The organism is Bradyrhizobium sp. 190, from assembly GCF_023073415.1.
Classification (GTDB): domain Bacteria; phylum Pseudomonadota; class Alphaproteobacteria; order Rhizobiales; family Xanthobacteraceae; genus Bradyrhizobium.
The window spans coordinates 1-15,443 of record NZ_JADPJL010000064.1 but is presented as its reverse complement, the minus strand read 5'-3'; the positions used below and the strand labels follow the sequence as shown (position 1 = coordinate 15,443).

9 protein-coding genes and 3 pseudogenes are annotated in these 15,443 nt (G+C 59.9%); 2 read left to right on the top strand and 10 right to left on the bottom strand.

All coding sequences use genetic code 11. The features are described 5' to 3' along the window. Positions 1-238: 238 nt before the first annotated feature. Positions 239-1,532: pseudogene (locus IVB22_RS31735) on the bottom strand (IS256 family transposase). A 104-nt stretch (positions 1,533-1,636) separates the two neighbouring features. On the opposite strand from IVB22_RS31735, the pseudogene IVB22_RS31730 reads away from it, so the two are divergent. Together IVB22_RS31730 and IVB22_RS31725 are read left to right on the top strand one after the other, a co-directional pair. Beyond that, a pseudogene (locus tag IVB22_RS31730) lies at positions 1,637-2,337 on the top strand (transposase); the annotation flags it as partial. Positions 2,338-2,366: 29 nt separating this feature from the next. Continuing rightward, positions 2,367-2,630 (top strand): UPF0149 family protein, encoded by a 264-nt coding sequence (locus tag IVB22_RS31725; RefSeq protein ID WP_247521108.1) that lies wholly within the window; start codon positions 2,367-2,369, stop codon positions 2,628-2,630. 60 nt (positions 2,631-2,690) lie between these two features. Here the strand turns inward: IVB22_RS31725 and IVB22_RS31720 are convergent, their stop codons facing one another. From IVB22_RS31720 to IVB22_RS31680, 9 genes and pseudogenes are all read right to left on the bottom strand, one after another. Then, positions 2,691-4,379, bottom strand: coding sequence for an MFS transporter (locus IVB22_RS31720; protein ID WP_247521107.1), 1,689 nt, complete (start codon positions 4,377-4,379; stop codon positions 2,691-2,693). A gap of 1,091 nt (positions 4,380-5,470) precedes the next feature. Beyond that, entirely contained in the window at positions 5,471-7,039 is a 1,569-nt protein-coding gene (locus IVB22_RS31715; protein ID WP_247521106.1) for an AMP-binding protein, read from the bottom strand. Positions 7,040-7,045: 6 nt separating this feature from the next. Beyond that, the gene (locus tag IVB22_RS31710; protein WP_247521105.1) at positions 7,046-7,804 is read right to left on the bottom strand and encodes an amino acid ABC transporter ATP-binding protein; all 759 of its coding nucleotides are present in this window, start codon (positions 7,802-7,804) and stop codon (positions 7,046-7,048) included. 100 nt (positions 7,805-7,904) lie between these two features. Then, positions 7,905-8,552 (bottom strand): amino acid ABC transporter permease, encoded by a 648-nt coding sequence (locus IVB22_RS31705; protein ID WP_247521104.1) that lies wholly within the window; start codon positions 8,550-8,552, stop codon positions 7,905-7,907. Then, positions 8,549-9,268 (bottom strand): amino acid ABC transporter permease, encoded by a 720-nt coding sequence (locus tag IVB22_RS31700; protein WP_247521103.1) that lies wholly within the window; start codon positions 9,266-9,268, stop codon positions 8,549-8,551. The genes IVB22_RS31705 and IVB22_RS31700 overlap by 4 nt, the downstream gene beginning before the upstream one ends. Before the next feature lie 883 nt (positions 9,269-10,151). Beyond that, a complete protein-coding gene (locus tag IVB22_RS31695; RefSeq protein WP_247521102.1) occupies positions 10,152-11,321 on the bottom strand; it encodes an alpha-hydroxy acid oxidase in 1,170 nt (389 codons plus the stop codon). 225 nt (positions 11,322-11,546) lie between these two features. Further along, complete coding sequence (locus tag IVB22_RS31690; protein ID WP_247521101.1) at positions 11,547-12,965, bottom strand: aldehyde dehydrogenase family protein; 1,419 nt, start codon at positions 12,963-12,965, stop codon at positions 11,547-11,549. 815 nt (positions 12,966-13,780) lie between these two features. After that, positions 13,781-13,885 (bottom strand): annotated as a pseudogene (locus IVB22_RS31685) (hypothetical protein); the annotation flags it as partial. Between the two features lie 835 nt (positions 13,886-14,720). After that, positions 14,721-15,143: a helix-turn-helix domain-containing protein gene (locus IVB22_RS31680; protein ID WP_247521100.1), complete on the bottom strand. Its 423-nt coding sequence runs from the start codon at positions 15,141-15,143 to the stop codon at positions 14,721-14,723. Between the last annotated feature and the right edge of the window lie 300 nt (positions 15,144-15,443).

Here is a 15,443-nt window from a genome sequence, read left to right as displayed (position 1 = left end):
ACGCGTGACGGATCTGCCGCTGTCGGGGCGGATCGTAAAACTCCTGGTGATCGCTCGCCGCTTCCGCTGCGATGCGTCGTGTGCGGGCGCTAAGTCTTCACTGAACGCTTCGCCGAAGGCGTACTGGCTCCATCGGAGCGACGCACGGCGAGGCTGGATTCTATCGTTCATCACCTCGGTCTAGCGCTTGGCGGTCGACCGGGAGCTATCGCCAATTTTTGGTGACGGCCGGAGCCCGTCAGGCGGCGGCGGTTGTGGGCTGACGGTCGGTCGGCTTGGCGATGACCTCGATCCCGTCATTGAATGTCACACCAAGAACGAGTTTTGGCAACTGGTTGGTGCCATCGAGACGGCGCCAGCTTTTCTGCGCGGCTTCCAGCAGCTTGAAGACCATTGCGGGCGCGGTCCTGTTAGACAGGCAGCCCTTCGATCGGATCGTGCGGTGGCGCACGGTGGCGAAGGTGCTTTCAATGGGGTTGGTGGTCCGTAAATGTTTCCAGTGCTCGGCTGGGAAGTCGTAGGAAGTCGTAGAAAGCAAGCAGCGTATCTCGGTCCTTGCTCAGGCAATCGGCGGCCTTCTCGTATTTCAGCATGTAGCTCTCGATGAAGGCGTCGAACGCCAGTTCGGCAGCAACCTCGGTTTCGGCCATCCAGATCTCCTGCAGCGCTCGTTTGGCTTTCGGCTGCTGGCTTTTCGGCAACTTGGCGAGCACGTTCGCGGTCTTGTGCACCCAGCAACGCTGCTCGCGCGTTTTCGGCCAGACCTCACCGGCCGCCTTCCAGAACCCGAGTGCACCATCGGCGATGACGAGCCGTGGCGGCACGCCAAGCCCGCGCCGCTTGAGATCAAGCAGCAGATCGCGCCAGTCCTGTGCGTTCTCGCGGGCGCCATCGGTGAAGCCGACCAGTTCCTTGCGGCCTTCCGGCGTCGCGCCGATGAGCACGAGGATGCACTGCTTTTCGTCTTCGAGCCGCGCTTCGAGATGGATGCCGTCAGCCCAGATGTAGACGTAGCGCTTGGCCGACAGATCGCGCTTCTGCCAGGCTGTGTGCTCGTCGAGCCAGCCGTCCTTCAGTCGGCCGATGGCGGATGCCGACAATCCGGCAGCATCCTTGCCAAGCAGCGCCGCCAGCGCCTCGGAGAAGTCGCCGGTCGAGATACCCTTCAGATATAGGATCGGCAGCAGCGTCTCGATAGATTTCGAGCGGCGCATGTAGGGCGGCAGGATCGACGGCGAGAACCGGATGCGGCCAGGGTCGGTAGCGTCGGCCTCGCGATCGCGCACACGCGGCTGGCGGACGGCGACCGGACCGATACCGGTCATCACCTCGCGCTCCGGCAGGTGACCGTGGCGCACGACCCGCTGGTGGCCGTCCCGGGTCTTCAAATCGGCATGCTTGCCGAGAAAGTCTGCGACCTCGGCCTCTACCGCCTGGGCGAGCAGGGAACGCGCCCCATTGCGCAAGATTTCGGTGAGTTGATCCTCGACGTTTCCTGGCTGAATCAGCTTGATGATGTTATCTTTGGACACGGCATATCGCTCCTTCGGTGGAGAAGTGGAGGCGTCAAGCACCCCTACGATATGCCGCCTTTCCGATCCCCGCCGTCACCAACTTTGGGCGATAGCTCGTCGACCCGGCGGCAGGCTACGCAAAACCGCTGATGCTGCCGGTGAGTAAAGACATGCTCCTGCGCGTGGTCTGACGCCGTAGCCGTCTGACCCGGTCAGGGTCATCGGCATTGATGATTAAGCCTGGCGGCACAATCACCGATACGCCAGCATCATCTGCAACCTTGAAAGGAGCCGGGTAATTACCCTGCTGCCGGATCGTGACCCACCGCCCAAGCATGGCTCGCTGCTCATCCCACGATCTCGGTCGTCGCCAGCGATCGGCGGGGGATATGGCGAAGCAGCTGCAAAGCCTTTGCCGCACGAGGTTCAGGTCGCAGATCGTTGGCATCTGATGGAGAACGCCAGTCGGACTTTCCTCAATGCCGTCCGGAAATCGATACGCCAGATACGCACGGCGATCGGTGCGACTCCGATCGATCCCAAGCTGCTAACAGCCGCAAAGCGCCTCCAGTACGACGGATATCTGCGCCGCGAGGAGACTAATGCGGCTATCCTGGCTCTGTCGAAAAACGGCATATCCATCAAGCAGATCGTGCGCCGGACTGGCCATATCACGAAGCTGGTACGGCTCGATCCTCAGGCCTATCTGACCGACGTGCTGGAGCGCATCGTGTCGGGGCGAACCAAGAGCCATCAGCTGCACGAGCTGCTCGCCTGGAACTGGAAAGCGGCGCGCCAGCGCACCGCACGGGCCGCGGCATGAGCCCGCGTCGTCATAAAGCAGCGTCGTCAATGCCGGCAGCTGCGATGCCACTTGAGGACCTCGAACGATGGCTCCAGGCACGCGTTGATCAGCATCCTGTCGCCACCAGCATTCCCATGCTCGACGGCTACGTTGCCGCGATCGTGGCCGGACCGGTCTCGATGAGCCCGCTCGACTGGATCCGTCCGCTGCTCGCCCTCAATGTCTATGCCTTCAACCACGGCGGCACCCCGGAGTTCGCGGCGGAGAAGACGGCGTCATGGCGTTCACCGACTTCGGGATCGAAATCTTGATGGAGCTCATCAGGATCCACAAAGAGAACCCTCATCTGCTCAGACGCCAGGATAGATGGACTATGTAGTGCCTCCTGCAACATTTGTGATCACGGGAAGCACGTCGTTCGCGTTAAGGTCCGGTGTGTCATCCTTCCACCGCACAGAGCCTAACGGCCGCTCGAGCATGCGGCGGACACGCACCGGGTTGGGCCCGACATGGTAGGCCATCGCCCGCTGCTCCATCTCGCGCTCCGGCTGGGTCGAGCGGTTGCGGTACCGCAGGTAATCCAGCCAAGTGGGGCAGTGATAGCGCTCAGTCCACAATTCGGGATCAGCGATGTCGCGTGCTATCGACCAGCCGTAGGCGCCGTTGCGCTTTCGGAACAGCTGCACTTGCTGCAGCAGGTCATGGAACGACCGCGCGTTCTCCTGCGCGATGCGATATTCGATCTCCACGACCACCGGACCGCTACGCCCGGTCAGCGGAAGCCGAACCTCCGGATCGGCCAGCATCGCGGCCTCTTCGCCTCGCGCGCCGATCCGCGGCATGCGCAACCAAAGGCCGATAAGCGGCGATGCCAGCATCAGTACTGCCGAGACCAAAAGCGCCGCTTCGACACCGGCGGCATCGGCCAGATGACCCCAGCCCCAGCTGCCCACGGCGATCCCACCTGAGCTCGCCGCCTGATAAGCCGCGAGCGAGCGCCCCGCGACCCACCGCGGTGCCGATAGCTGCACCGCAACGTTGAAAATCGCCCAAGCCATCATCCACACGGCCCCCGCCAAGGCCAATGCAACTGCCGTCAACGCCGGCTGACGGCTCAGCGCGACTGCGGCAATCGCTCCAGCCATGGACAGCGTGCAGGCGCGGATCGCGGCCTCGCCGCTCATCCGCCTGCGTACGTTGCCGAAGTATAGCGCGCCGATCACTCCGCCCAGACCGAACGAGCCGAGCATTATGCCATACGTCTGGGCGCCGCCGCGCAGAAGGTCGCGAGAAACCAGTGGCATCAGCGCGATGATCGCGCCGCCAACCACGCCGGTCATCAAGGTGCGAATCAAAACTATCTTGATCGACGGCGAATTGGAAATGTAGCGCAGTCCCGAGATGATCGCGCGCCTGAGCTTTTCCGGCGGCAGGCGCGACGGCCTAGCGACGCGCTTCCACATGAACAGCGCGGCTATCAGTGGCAGATAGAGCAGCGCGGTTATGGCGAACGCAGCCACTGCGCCCGCGGCCGCCACGATGACGCCGCCGATCGCCGGCCCCACGCTGCGCGCGATATTGTAACTGATCCCGTTCAGCGCGACGGCCGCAGGCAACTTTTCTGATGGCACCTGCTCGCTTACCGAGGACTGCCAGGCCGGCCCCATCAGGGCCATGCCGCTGCCGACGACAAAACAGAACGCCAACAAGAGATTCGGCCCGAGGAGGCCGAACCAAGCCAGCATCGTCAACCCGGTCGTACCGGCAAGCGCGATGGACAGCGAGACCAACGCCACGATGCGCCGGTCATGCATGTCGGCGATTGCGCCAGCCGGCATTGAGAGCAGCATGATCGGCAGCATCAGCGCGGTCTGGACCAGCGCGACCTTGCCGGCCGAAGATGTCATTTGCGTCATCCCCCACGCGGCGCCGACGCCCTGAATGAGACTCCCGAGATTGGAAAGCAGGCTCGCGAGCCAAATGCGACGGAAAGCGACGTGGCGCAGCGGGGCCGTAATGCCGTCCGCGATGAACTTCTTGGGCTCCGGCGGATCGTTCATAATAGACTGCTGCCCCGCCTGTGCGTTGGTTTGCCTCTAAGACCAGCTCAGTGACACGTTCGGCCGCGATATCGCAGTCCAGCGACCGAAGCGCAAGATGTTGTTGCGCAGGTCGCGTATGACGTAAGGGAGATTCCAACTGCGGTTCCCTGCTCTTCCCGACTTAAGCTCCAGCGAGCTACCAAAGTGACCGCTGCGTCGTTGACGCCGCCAATTATTTCTCTCGGCATTGTCGTTGTCGCAACTGAGGTCAGTGCAGCGTAGCTCCCTCGATTTAGACCGACTGGTGGTGAGCTGATAGTCTGGAATAGATGGATGAACTGCCGGAGACCCGGTCGGCAAAGAGTGATCTCGTCTTGCGAATTAACGAGACTTCTACATACCCGGAAGCACATATCACAATATACCTCCGGCACAGGCTCGACGACCGGGAAGGCATTAAGAGTGATTCCGCGCGAGCGCCAGCACCATGTTGACGAAAAGTGAGCGCCGCCCCGCTCAAGCATGATAGCGCAGTTGCCTGACTTATGATTGGCCGTTCCAGGTTCAGCTCCAGGTCGTACATCTTTGCGCAGCAACGTGATTGCCTCAGTCCGTCAAGAGCTGGTTTGCGAGCTCGCAGGCGCGAGGTCCGTCGGTGCGATCCATTGGCCGCGTCGTTGCCAGTGATTTCATCAACTCACAGCCGCTAGCCCTTGCGCCACAGTCGTTTTGATTGAGAGCGCGGCTGTCGCTTGCCGTTGCAGGTGCGATCTCAGCTGTGAGCCGTGTTTCTTTTCCGAATACCGGGCTTGGTGGCCCCGCCACGCGCATTCGGTGCGGGATTGATGCGCGAGCCGGTGAACTGCCTGATACAGGCATAAAGTTGAGACCGCCACCAGAGCCGCCGTTTCCGCAATATCGTAGAGCCGGAACGAAACCCATTTCAATTTCGCGTTCGCCAGTGTCGGCTCCGATTTTTGCATCCGTATCAGCCAGCAGCTTGCGGATGACCTTATCGTGCTGGTTGCACCCGTTTGCGGGTGAATCTTGAGCACAGCGCTAATCACATGGTCCGCAAGCAAACCCATGGGTTTGGCATCATCTATGCCTCAAGCCGTTCTCGTGGGCTTGACACCAGCTTTCTCCGCGTCCCATGCCTTTTCGAGATCGACACTGATGTGCTTTTTCATGATGCGCTGCGTCGGACCGCGAGGGAACGCATCTACGAACTGAATGAAACGCGGAACCTGATAGTAGGCAAGCTGCTCCGCGCAAAACTTAAGGATTGCGATAGGATCTTGCTTCGCTCCGTCACGCAGCGTGACGACCGCCAAAATGTCCTGGTCATGGTCTCCCAGCCCCGAGTCGACCCCAATCACCGCCGATTCCTCGACATCAGGCGAAGCATTGAGCACGCGCTCGACTTCCCATGCGGAGATGTTTTGGCCTCGCCGACGTAGGGCGTCTTTCTTCCTACCTTTGAAGTAGAAATAGTTTTCGTCATCGACCATTCCTAGGTCGCCTGTGAAGACGCACCCATTGCGCAGCACCTCAGCGGTCTTTTCGGGCTCGCCCCAATAGCCGGTCATGGTGATGCCGGGGATCTTTTGCTTCAGCACGATTTCTCCGACGACGCCGGGGCCCACCCGATCACCATTTTGGTCTGCAATCCAACTGTCGAGTTCCTCGATTGGGAGACCACACGAGCCAACGACGCCGCGCAAATTCATATGCGTGAAGTTCTGCCCCTCCGACAACCCGTATCCTTCGCGCACCTTGAGTTGGAAGCGCTCTTCGAACTTGCGCCAGCTATCGGCTGGGCAAGCCGCTCCCCACGCGATCGAGACGGTGTTGCTCCGCTCGCTCTCGACAGGCGGCTGCGCCAGAATGATGTTCACAACGCCGCCGGTGTAGTGCAATTTGGTTACGCCACCTTCCGCGATCTGGTCCCATAGCCGCGACGCGCTAAAGCGCTCTACCATGTGAACCTTCAATCCCTTGCGCAGCGCCATCTCGATTGTTACCCAAGCCGCGCCGTGGTAGAATGACTCCCAAAGAAGATATGTATCGTCAGGTTGCGCATCCGAAATGATGGCTGCGCTCTTGCACCCGACCCAGCGATACCGTTCGGAGATAATTGCTCCTTTCGGGCCGCCGGTCGTTCCAGACGTGTAGCTGATCATGAAAGGATCATCGAAAGACCGGATCACCGCATTTCGAACTGCACGACTAGTGCGAAGAAGGCCATTCAGGTGAAATTCTCCCGGGCCGTTTGTGCCATCTTCTAGCCATGCTACGGACGGGCTCGAGACAGTCTCGGACGCGGCCTGCCGAATCGCATCGGCATAGCGCCGCTCCGCCACCACCAACCGCGGGCTGCAGCTATTGAACAGAAGCTCCAAACCCGCAGACTTCAAGTGAACGCTGATCGGCACCGAGATGGCACCAAGCCACGCGATCGCAAGATACAGCTCTATGTGCTCCAGCGATGAGTTCAGCATTAGTCCAACGCGGTCGCCCGGCTCGATGCCGGCTTCGACCAATGCCCCCGCCACCTCCTGGACACGGTCGTAGAGCTCTTTGAAGGTCATCTGTTGGTCTTGAAAAGAGCAGAAGATGCGCTCGCCGCTTTCGGCCACGCGCGCCTTGAGAATTTCAGAAAGGATCTGCATGGACATGGTTTTTCAATGGTTCAGGACGGATTGCAGAAAGGCGCGCGTACGCTCGGATTCGGGATTGGTGAAGATCTTTTCGGGCGAACCCTGCTCGATGATGCGGCCCGCATCGAAGACAACGATGCGGTCGGACACCTCGCGTGCGAATCGCATCTCGTGGGTGACGATCAGCAGCGTCACCTTCAGCTCATGAGCTACACCTCGCACTACGTCGAGAACTTCTCCGGCGAGCTCGGGGTCCAGCGCCGAGGTAATTTCGTCGAGCAGGAGTATCTCAGGTTTCAAGATGAGCGCCCGCGCGATCGCAATGCGCTGCTGCTGACCTCCGGAAAGTTGCGCTGGATACGCATGCACTTTGTCTTCCAGATCCACCATGCGAAGATATTCGAGCGCGCTCTTCTCAGCCTGCTCCCTGGACTGCCGCAAGACGGTCGTTGGCGCCAAGATCAGGTTCTGTAGGACGGTTAGATGCGGAAACAGGTTGAACTGCTGGAATACCATACCGCACCGGCGGCGGATCCGCGCCTCCTGCGAGTTCGAGAGCGGTTTGCCTGCCGAATCGAAGATGATGCTCTCGCCGAAAACCCGGATATCGCCACTGGTGGGTTTCGCTAGGGTCATCGCCAAGCGCAGCACGGTCGTTTTTCCTGAACCGCTCGGTCCGATCAGCGTGACCTTTTCGCCAGGCCGCACGTGCAGGTCGACATCGACCAGCACGCGGTGAGCACCGAAGGATTTTGAGACCTTTTCAAATTCGATCGACCACATTGCCTGCTGCGATTTGGCAGCGGATCCAGCTGCCTCTGTCGCGTTGGTCGCTGCAGCGGCCGCGGCCTCGGACGGTCCAGAGGGGCTACATTGAGCGGAACTAAGCATATTTGACCTTGAATCTGGAAAGGAGATAGAGGAAGGGCAAATTCATGCCCAAATAAATGACGCCAGCCAGAGTGAAAGGCTCAAGATAGCGGAAGCTTTGGTCGGCCGCCACCATAGCTTCACCCATTAGCACCGGTATCCCGATTGCAAAGAGCACCGCGGTGTGGCGGAAAAGACCGAGCACATAGTTGAGAAGCGCAGGCGCGGAGCGTTTGATCATCAATGGAACGAGCACGCGTTGCCATGTAACGTACGGGCTCAAATTGAGCGCCACACACGCGTCGCGCAGTTCAGCAGGGATCGTGATAAGGCTGCCTCGATAAACCTCGGAGGAGTACGCGGCGTAGACTATACCTAATACACCAATGCCAATAGGCATTGCCGGAAGGGTAACTCCCACTTCTGGTAGCACATAGAAGGCGAAGTACAGCAGCACGAGGGCCGGCACACCCCGGGCGAGTTCGAGCCAGAAACGTACGAATGCCCGCCCGAACTTGGTACTCACACTCTCCAGGATCGCAAGCAGCAGCCCCCCTGTTAATGCAATCGCTGAGCTCGCGAGCGTCACCAGCACGGTATAGCAAACACCGACCATGAGCTCCGGCAGGATCTGTAAGACGTAACTCCAATCCCACGTCATGAGGCGACTCCTGCACTGGCATTCAGCTCGGGACCCGCCTGAATAGATGCGCGCGAGGCTCGCAACGCACGATTCAGCGGCAGGACCCGCTCAAGCGTGCTGAAAGCAATGCCGCAAAGAACGGTCAGGATCCAGTAAACGGCGGCAAGCAGGCAAAAGACAGTGACCGTCTCATATGTTTGGCCGCGAACAAAGTTCGCAACATAGAGAACGTCCTGCACACCGATGAAGCTCACGATCGAGGTCCACTTGATCATGCCCCTCGCCAGACTGCCGAAAGCGGGAACGATCTGCGAGAGCGCCTGCGGCAGAACAACCGACGTGAAACTCTGCAGTTTGGTTAGCCCAAGCGCATGACACGCATCGCTTTGCCCGCGATGAACGGACTCAATGCCAGCACGGACGATTTCAGCTCCGTAGACGGCTCCATCGAGCGCCAGCACGAGGATCGCCGCCGTGAGGGGGCTCAGCCGCGGCATACCCGGCAACAGCGGCAGCACATAAAATACCCAGAACAGGAGAACCAGGCCCGAGGGGGCGCGAATGGCCTCGATAAAAAGCATCGAAGCCACTCGTATGGCCAGCGTCTCAGAGAGCCTCAGCGCGCCAAGGATAATGGCGCCGAGTGCTGCACCAAGTATGATGCAAGCCGCTATCCATACGGTCACCCACAAGCCCTGAGCAAACGCAGGCCAATACTCCAAAACCGCCTTCACTGCAGTTACCCTTTACTCAAATTGGCACGAGGTCACTGGCCTTCGTGAGTTGATCAGCTGGGCTACCGTATCCTCGTTGCGAGCCCCATGCTTTTCCCACAGCTTCCGCCTGGCGCCGCATCTGAGGAACGCTGGGGCTGCTGGTTGAAGACCTCTCGGAATCACATGTCCTCCTCGCGGAACGAGATTCCAAACGGCGTCCGCCGGCGACTGTTCGTGCACGACCATCTCGCCTCCCTCCGATGCCGATCGAGGATACCGAATTGACCCGCTAACGTAATCGCCATCTTGCCTTTGCCGACCTTGCGGCTGGAATTGAGGAGAGGATCCTCCGTTTGTGCCGTTATTGGAAACGAATAGCCTATGAATGCAAGGAGCAAGTCCAGCAACGAGAATTTTGCCGTTGCACGCATACCGCCTCCCATTCATCAATTCTGGTTGATTGATTTCTGCACTGTGGGCTTTGGCAACGCCAATACCAATTTCGGAGGGGTCAAGACCAAATTGGAATTGACCATTCCGGCGTTGGCCATCTGAATGCCGTAGCGTACGCTGGGAGCATCCGCGCCCCTCTCATTCGACTGAACAAGGTTCTCCCGTCGCTTTTGATTATCCGGACCTTCTGCTGTTCGCCGAAGTCTAGCGCGCGCGCGACAGCTTGATCCTCCTAGCTGAGCAGGACTGGCGAGCTCTGGGCAAGCGCACGGCTCGCCGTCAGCACCGTGTCGGCCTATATCAAGACCTTGCAGGCGATGCGGCCGCACTGACGGTCGTCTCAGTCGATCGGCGGCGGCCAGTTCGCGAGCGGCGTTGGCCTCGTCGCGCCGGCCCGACAAATGCGAAACATATTATCCGGGAGACGTCCTCGGGTAGCCGCAGCTAGTCATCGGGCCGGTTGAGATCGGCCATCAGACTTCATACCGCAAAGGACGCGATCGTCGATCTCGTCGACAGTGTTGACGCCGCACAGGCTCATAGTCGTCAACAGTTCCCTCCGGATGATGTCGATCGACTTGGCGACGCCCGCCTGACCACCGGCGCCGAGGCCGTGCGCATAAGCGCGTCCGATCATGCAGGATTTGGCACCCAGCGCGAGCGCGCGCATCATGTCCTGGCCGGAGCGGATGCCGCCGTCGAACATGATCTCTATCTTGTCGCCGACAGCATCCACGATCTCAGGTAGCATCTCGATCGAGGACGGCGCGCCGTCGAGCTGTCGGCCGCCATGGTTGGAAACGACGATCGCGTGTGCACCGGTCTTCGCGGCCTCCTCGGCGTCCTCGACGTCGAGGATCCCCTTGATTACGAGCTTGCCGGGCCAGATGCTGCGGATCCAGTCGACGTCCTGCCAGTTCAACGTGGTGTCGAATTGCGAGGCCGTCCATTCCGCCAGCCGATTGAGATCCTCGGTGCTCTTCGCGTGACCGGCGATGTTGCCGAAGGTGCGGCGCTTGCCGCGCAGCACGCCGGAGACCCAGGTCGGCTTGGTAGCAAAATCGATGAACTTCGATAGCGACCACTCGGGGGGCACCGACATGCCGTTCCTGATATCAGCATGGCGCTGTGCGGGCACCTGCAAATCGACGGTCAACACCAGTGCGCTGCAGTTGCTGGCGATTGCGCGCTGAATCAGATCCTTGATGAAGCCACGGTCCTTCATCACGTAGAGCTGGAACCAGAACGGCTTCTCGACATTGGTGGCGATGTCCTCGATCGAGCAGATCGAAAATGTGCTCTGCGTGAAGGGGATGCCTGTGGCCTGCGCCGCGCGGCAGGCGTAGATCTCGCCATCGCCATGCTGCATGCCCAGGAGCCCGACCGGCGCGAGGATGAGCGGCAAGGTGGACGGCTCGCCCAGAATCATAGTCGAAGTGTCGCGCTTGGAGACGTCAACGAGAATGCGCTGACGAAACTTGATGTGTTGAAGATCGTCGCGGTTGGCGCGCAGCGTTTCCTCGGCATAGGAGCCGCGGTCGCAATAGTCGAAGAACGCCTTCGGCACGCGACGCTTGTGCAGCGCACGCAAGTCTTCAATGCAGGTGATATGCTTCATGGCGAGATCAGCGGAGCTTTGAAAAGAAAGGTTGAGTTCTGTGCGTCAAGTTCAGCACAATTAATCATGGGGTCCTGACTGAGCCCCCCTGGGAGCTGCCGTCGCTCGCCGCAGCGAACGACGGCGGCGGGGCCGATGCTTTTCGGAGGAACGGCGGCCTATGGCTATGGATCTTGGCTTTCACCAAGACGGCAGCGCACTGCAAAGTAGAGCCTACGCCGCGTTTTAGCCGGCGACGGCCTTCACCTCGAGATATTCCTCGAGGCCGTACTTGCCCCACTCGCGGCCGTTGCCGGACTGCTTGTAGCCGCCGAACGGCGCGGTGCGGTCGTTCGGCACGCCCTGCAGGTTGACGTTGCCGGCGCGGATCTGGCGGGCCACGCGGCGCGCGCTTTCCACCGTATCGCCGGAGACGTAACCGGCGAGACCATAGGGCGTGTCGTTGGCGATTCTGACCGCATCGGCTTCATCCTTGGCGCCGATGATGGTCAGCACCGGTCCGAAGATTTCCTCGCGGGCGATCGTCATGTCGTTGGTCACGTCGGCGAAGATGGTCGGGCGAACGTAGAAGCCCTTGTTGACGCCCTCGGGGAGGCCAGGACCGCCGGCAACGAGCGTCGCGCCTTCGTCGATGCCCTTCTTGATCAGCGCCTGGATCTTGTCCCACTGGATGCGCGACACGACCGGGCCGATGGTGGTGCCTTCGGCACGGGGATCGCCCGCCTTGGTCTTGTCGGCGACGCCCTTGGCGATCGCGGCGACTTCCTTCATCTTCGACAGCGGCACGATCATGCGCGACGGTGCGTTGCACGACTGGCCGGAATTGTTGAACATATGCATCACGCCGCCGGTGACGGCCTTGGTGAGGTCGGCGCCTTCGAGGATGACGTTCGGCGACTTGCCGCCCAGTTCCTGGCTGACGCGCTTCACGGTCGGCGCGGCGCGCTTGGCGACGTCGACACCGGCGCGCGTCGAGCCGGTGAACGAGATCATGTCGATGTCGGGATGCTCGCTCATGGCGGCGCCGACTTCGGGGCCGAGGCCGTTGACGAGGTTGAACACGCCCTTCGGCACGCCCGCTTCATGCAGGATTTCCGCGAAGATCAACGCCGAGGTCGGCGTGAATTCCGACGGCTTGAGGATCATGGTGCAGCCGGCAGCGAGCGCGGGCGCGACCTTGCAGGCGATCTGGTTGAGCGGCCAGTTCCACGGCGTGATCATGCCGATGACGCCAACCGGCTCACGCACGACGACGGCAGTGCCGACGTTTTCCTCGAAATGATAGTTCTTCAGCACTTCCAGCGTGGAGGCGATATGGCCAAGGCCGGCGCCGGCCTGCAGCCGTTCGGCCATCGGCAGCGGGGCACCCATCTCGTCGGAGACGGCCGCGCCGATGTCCTTCATGCGGCCCTTGTAGACCTCGATGATCTTTTCCAGCAGCGCGATGCGCTCCTCGCGGCTGGTCTGCGAATAGGTCAGGAAGGCGCGCTTGGCGGCGGCAACGGCCTTGTCGAGGTCGGCCTTCGAGCCGAGCGCAACTTCGTACATCGCTTCTTCGGTCGCCGGATTGACGACGGGCGTGGACTTCTTGACGGCGGGATCGACCCAGGCGCCGTCGATGTAAAATTGCGTGCGATTTACCATTGTGGACCTCTTCTTAAGGAGCATTGGAGGGGCGTCCCCATCGTTGCCGAGCAGCGCGATGTGATCGGCACGGCTGTTAGAGACATATTAATCGAAGCTGGACTAGTTCGGGCCCACGGCTTTGGTTCGTGCCAGCAGTTGCTACCGAATAAGTCCGATTTTGCACGGCTCCCCATCCCTTCGTCAGCCTGGTCAGAAAAGATATTCTAATGGTTCTTCGACATGCGCGGCGCCTTCGCAATTCCTTGATAGAAAGGCGTCGTTGAGTACCAAGCGCCGCATGCGTAAACTCCAATGCGGTCAGATCGGCTTCTCAACGGACGACTATCTCGGCCGCAAGATTACATAGACCTTCCGACAGCTCCAATCAACTCGGGTTTTTGTTGGCGCTCCGCTTTCGTACGTATCGTACTAACAATCTGAACTACGTTGACGGGTTCTTAAACGATGGTTCGGGCCAAGATCGTTCCAACGGCGCTCGACGAACCCTTGCGCAACCGCTGGGTATTTAACCTGGTTCGATTACGCCACAGCCGTGCGCTGACCAATTCACCGCAGCAGAAAAATCGCTGCAAGCGGCGGACTGCCGAACTCGCTCAGCCAAGCTCTCAAGAATGTCGGTTGATTGCGGAAGAATAGTTTTTCGCCGTTACCAACTTCTTCCTGCGTTTGCGTACTTGTAGGCGAAGTGTCGACCAGCATTCACCTAGACGTTGCAGAGCGGCGGAACTGACATGCAGAATATCCCCTATGATGGCGTAGGTCAGAGCGCGTAATGCACGGAGGGGCCGAAAGGTGCGCGCCGACATACCTTAGGGATGACCGACGGAGATCGCGCCGTCATTAACCTTAAGCTTGACGGGATCGATGCCGAGCCGGTCGCGGCAATAGATGACCTGCGCGGCAAAGGCATCCCTAAGTGAACGGCCTCCGGCGAGGCCAATACCAAATTGAGAGGAACCAACACCAAACTGCAATTGATGTGCGTGCTTGCCCCTGCTGAAGCATTCCCCAAACTAATCTCGATCCAACTGAGGAATGCGGCACACAGCTCTTGCTGGACCGGCCTGCTTACACAGTTCTGCGGCTCGCCGAGAAGTGACGCGCGGTCTCCACGACTCCGTCCAGTTCAATCTGAGGGAGATTCCTTATCCGTAGATGGCTCGCCGGCACGCGGCGCTGTGTTGATCCATGACATCGAGGCTTCTCCGACCTGAAACCAGCACGAAGCCGCAGTTAGCAAGGCCGTGACTCCAAAAGGAACAAGGTCTTTCGTGACGTGCCTAGAATCGGCACGCGTTGTAAGATACGGCAACGCGATGTCCCCTAAGTGGCAGCGTCGATAGCAATCGTAGCCGCAATATCCTCTCCGCGTTGGCAGATCTCGCACGTAACCCGGACCTAGGGACCGAGAACATTCGGTGCAGATTCTGTCGTCGCGCGGGGTCCTATGATTCACGAGTACAAATTTCATCGCGTGGGCCCGTTAGTGTGCTTCGCTCTGCTCTGAGATCTTGTCAACTATCCGAGCATTCGAGGTCGCGCTGTTCTCAGACTATCGCTTTAACTTGCTTCTTACGAGCTAATAGAAGCACTGTTAACTCGCATTCGATTTGCTCCGCTTTTGAAATAGAGGTCGCAACAATGATGATCGCTGGATAGCCCGGTGCCGATTCCGCTGGTAGTTTGCAACGATCGTCTCGCAGCAAAGCATTTTCCGACCGGGCGTCGTCCTGCCATCCAGGAGCACGTCCGTCATGCTTTGCCCTTTTTGGCTTTGGCGACATTGGCATTGATATCGACGCGGGCTGGTGCCGAGCCGCGGCTCGTCGTCAGCCCGGCACTGGCGTCTATGGGAATGCCGAGAGCATTAAGTGCGCGGAGCACGAGCGACAATTCAGCGCGGGGGTGGCCTTGCTCGATCTCGATCACCCATTGACGGCAGACGCCAATGCACTTGGCCAGCGCCGACTGGTCGAGCTTGAGACGTTTGCGTCTGTCGCGAATGGTGGCGCCGATGTCGGCAGGGCTTCGTATGGGCACGGCGATCCGCTCCCCGCGAGCTTTCGCTGCCATCAGTGGGGAAACAGGTGCCCCATGGGGAATTTTTTCAGAGAATCTGAACCAGCTCAGGCAAATACGAGGGCGCGATCGATGGTTAATCTCACGGCGGGCCACCTAGGATCTTACTATCCGTCCGAGCATCGAATGTTCTTCGCAGCCTAAATCGATCGTCGCTGGCATGCCAGTGGATATAGCCGGACGTGCCATGGTCCGGTGCGCCCACGCCCCGCTGCCAACAGCGAGGCAGCGGGAAACCGACAGCAGATTCCTTTTTATCCTAAGTTTTCGTTTCATCAATGCTCGCGTTCAACGTGGACCGAATGGATCGGCACATGCTCGTGGCTGGCGCCGAGTTCGTGAAGCCTGTGATGCAGGCGATGATGTGCAAGCTCCAGGACAGCCCGCAGCCTCGAG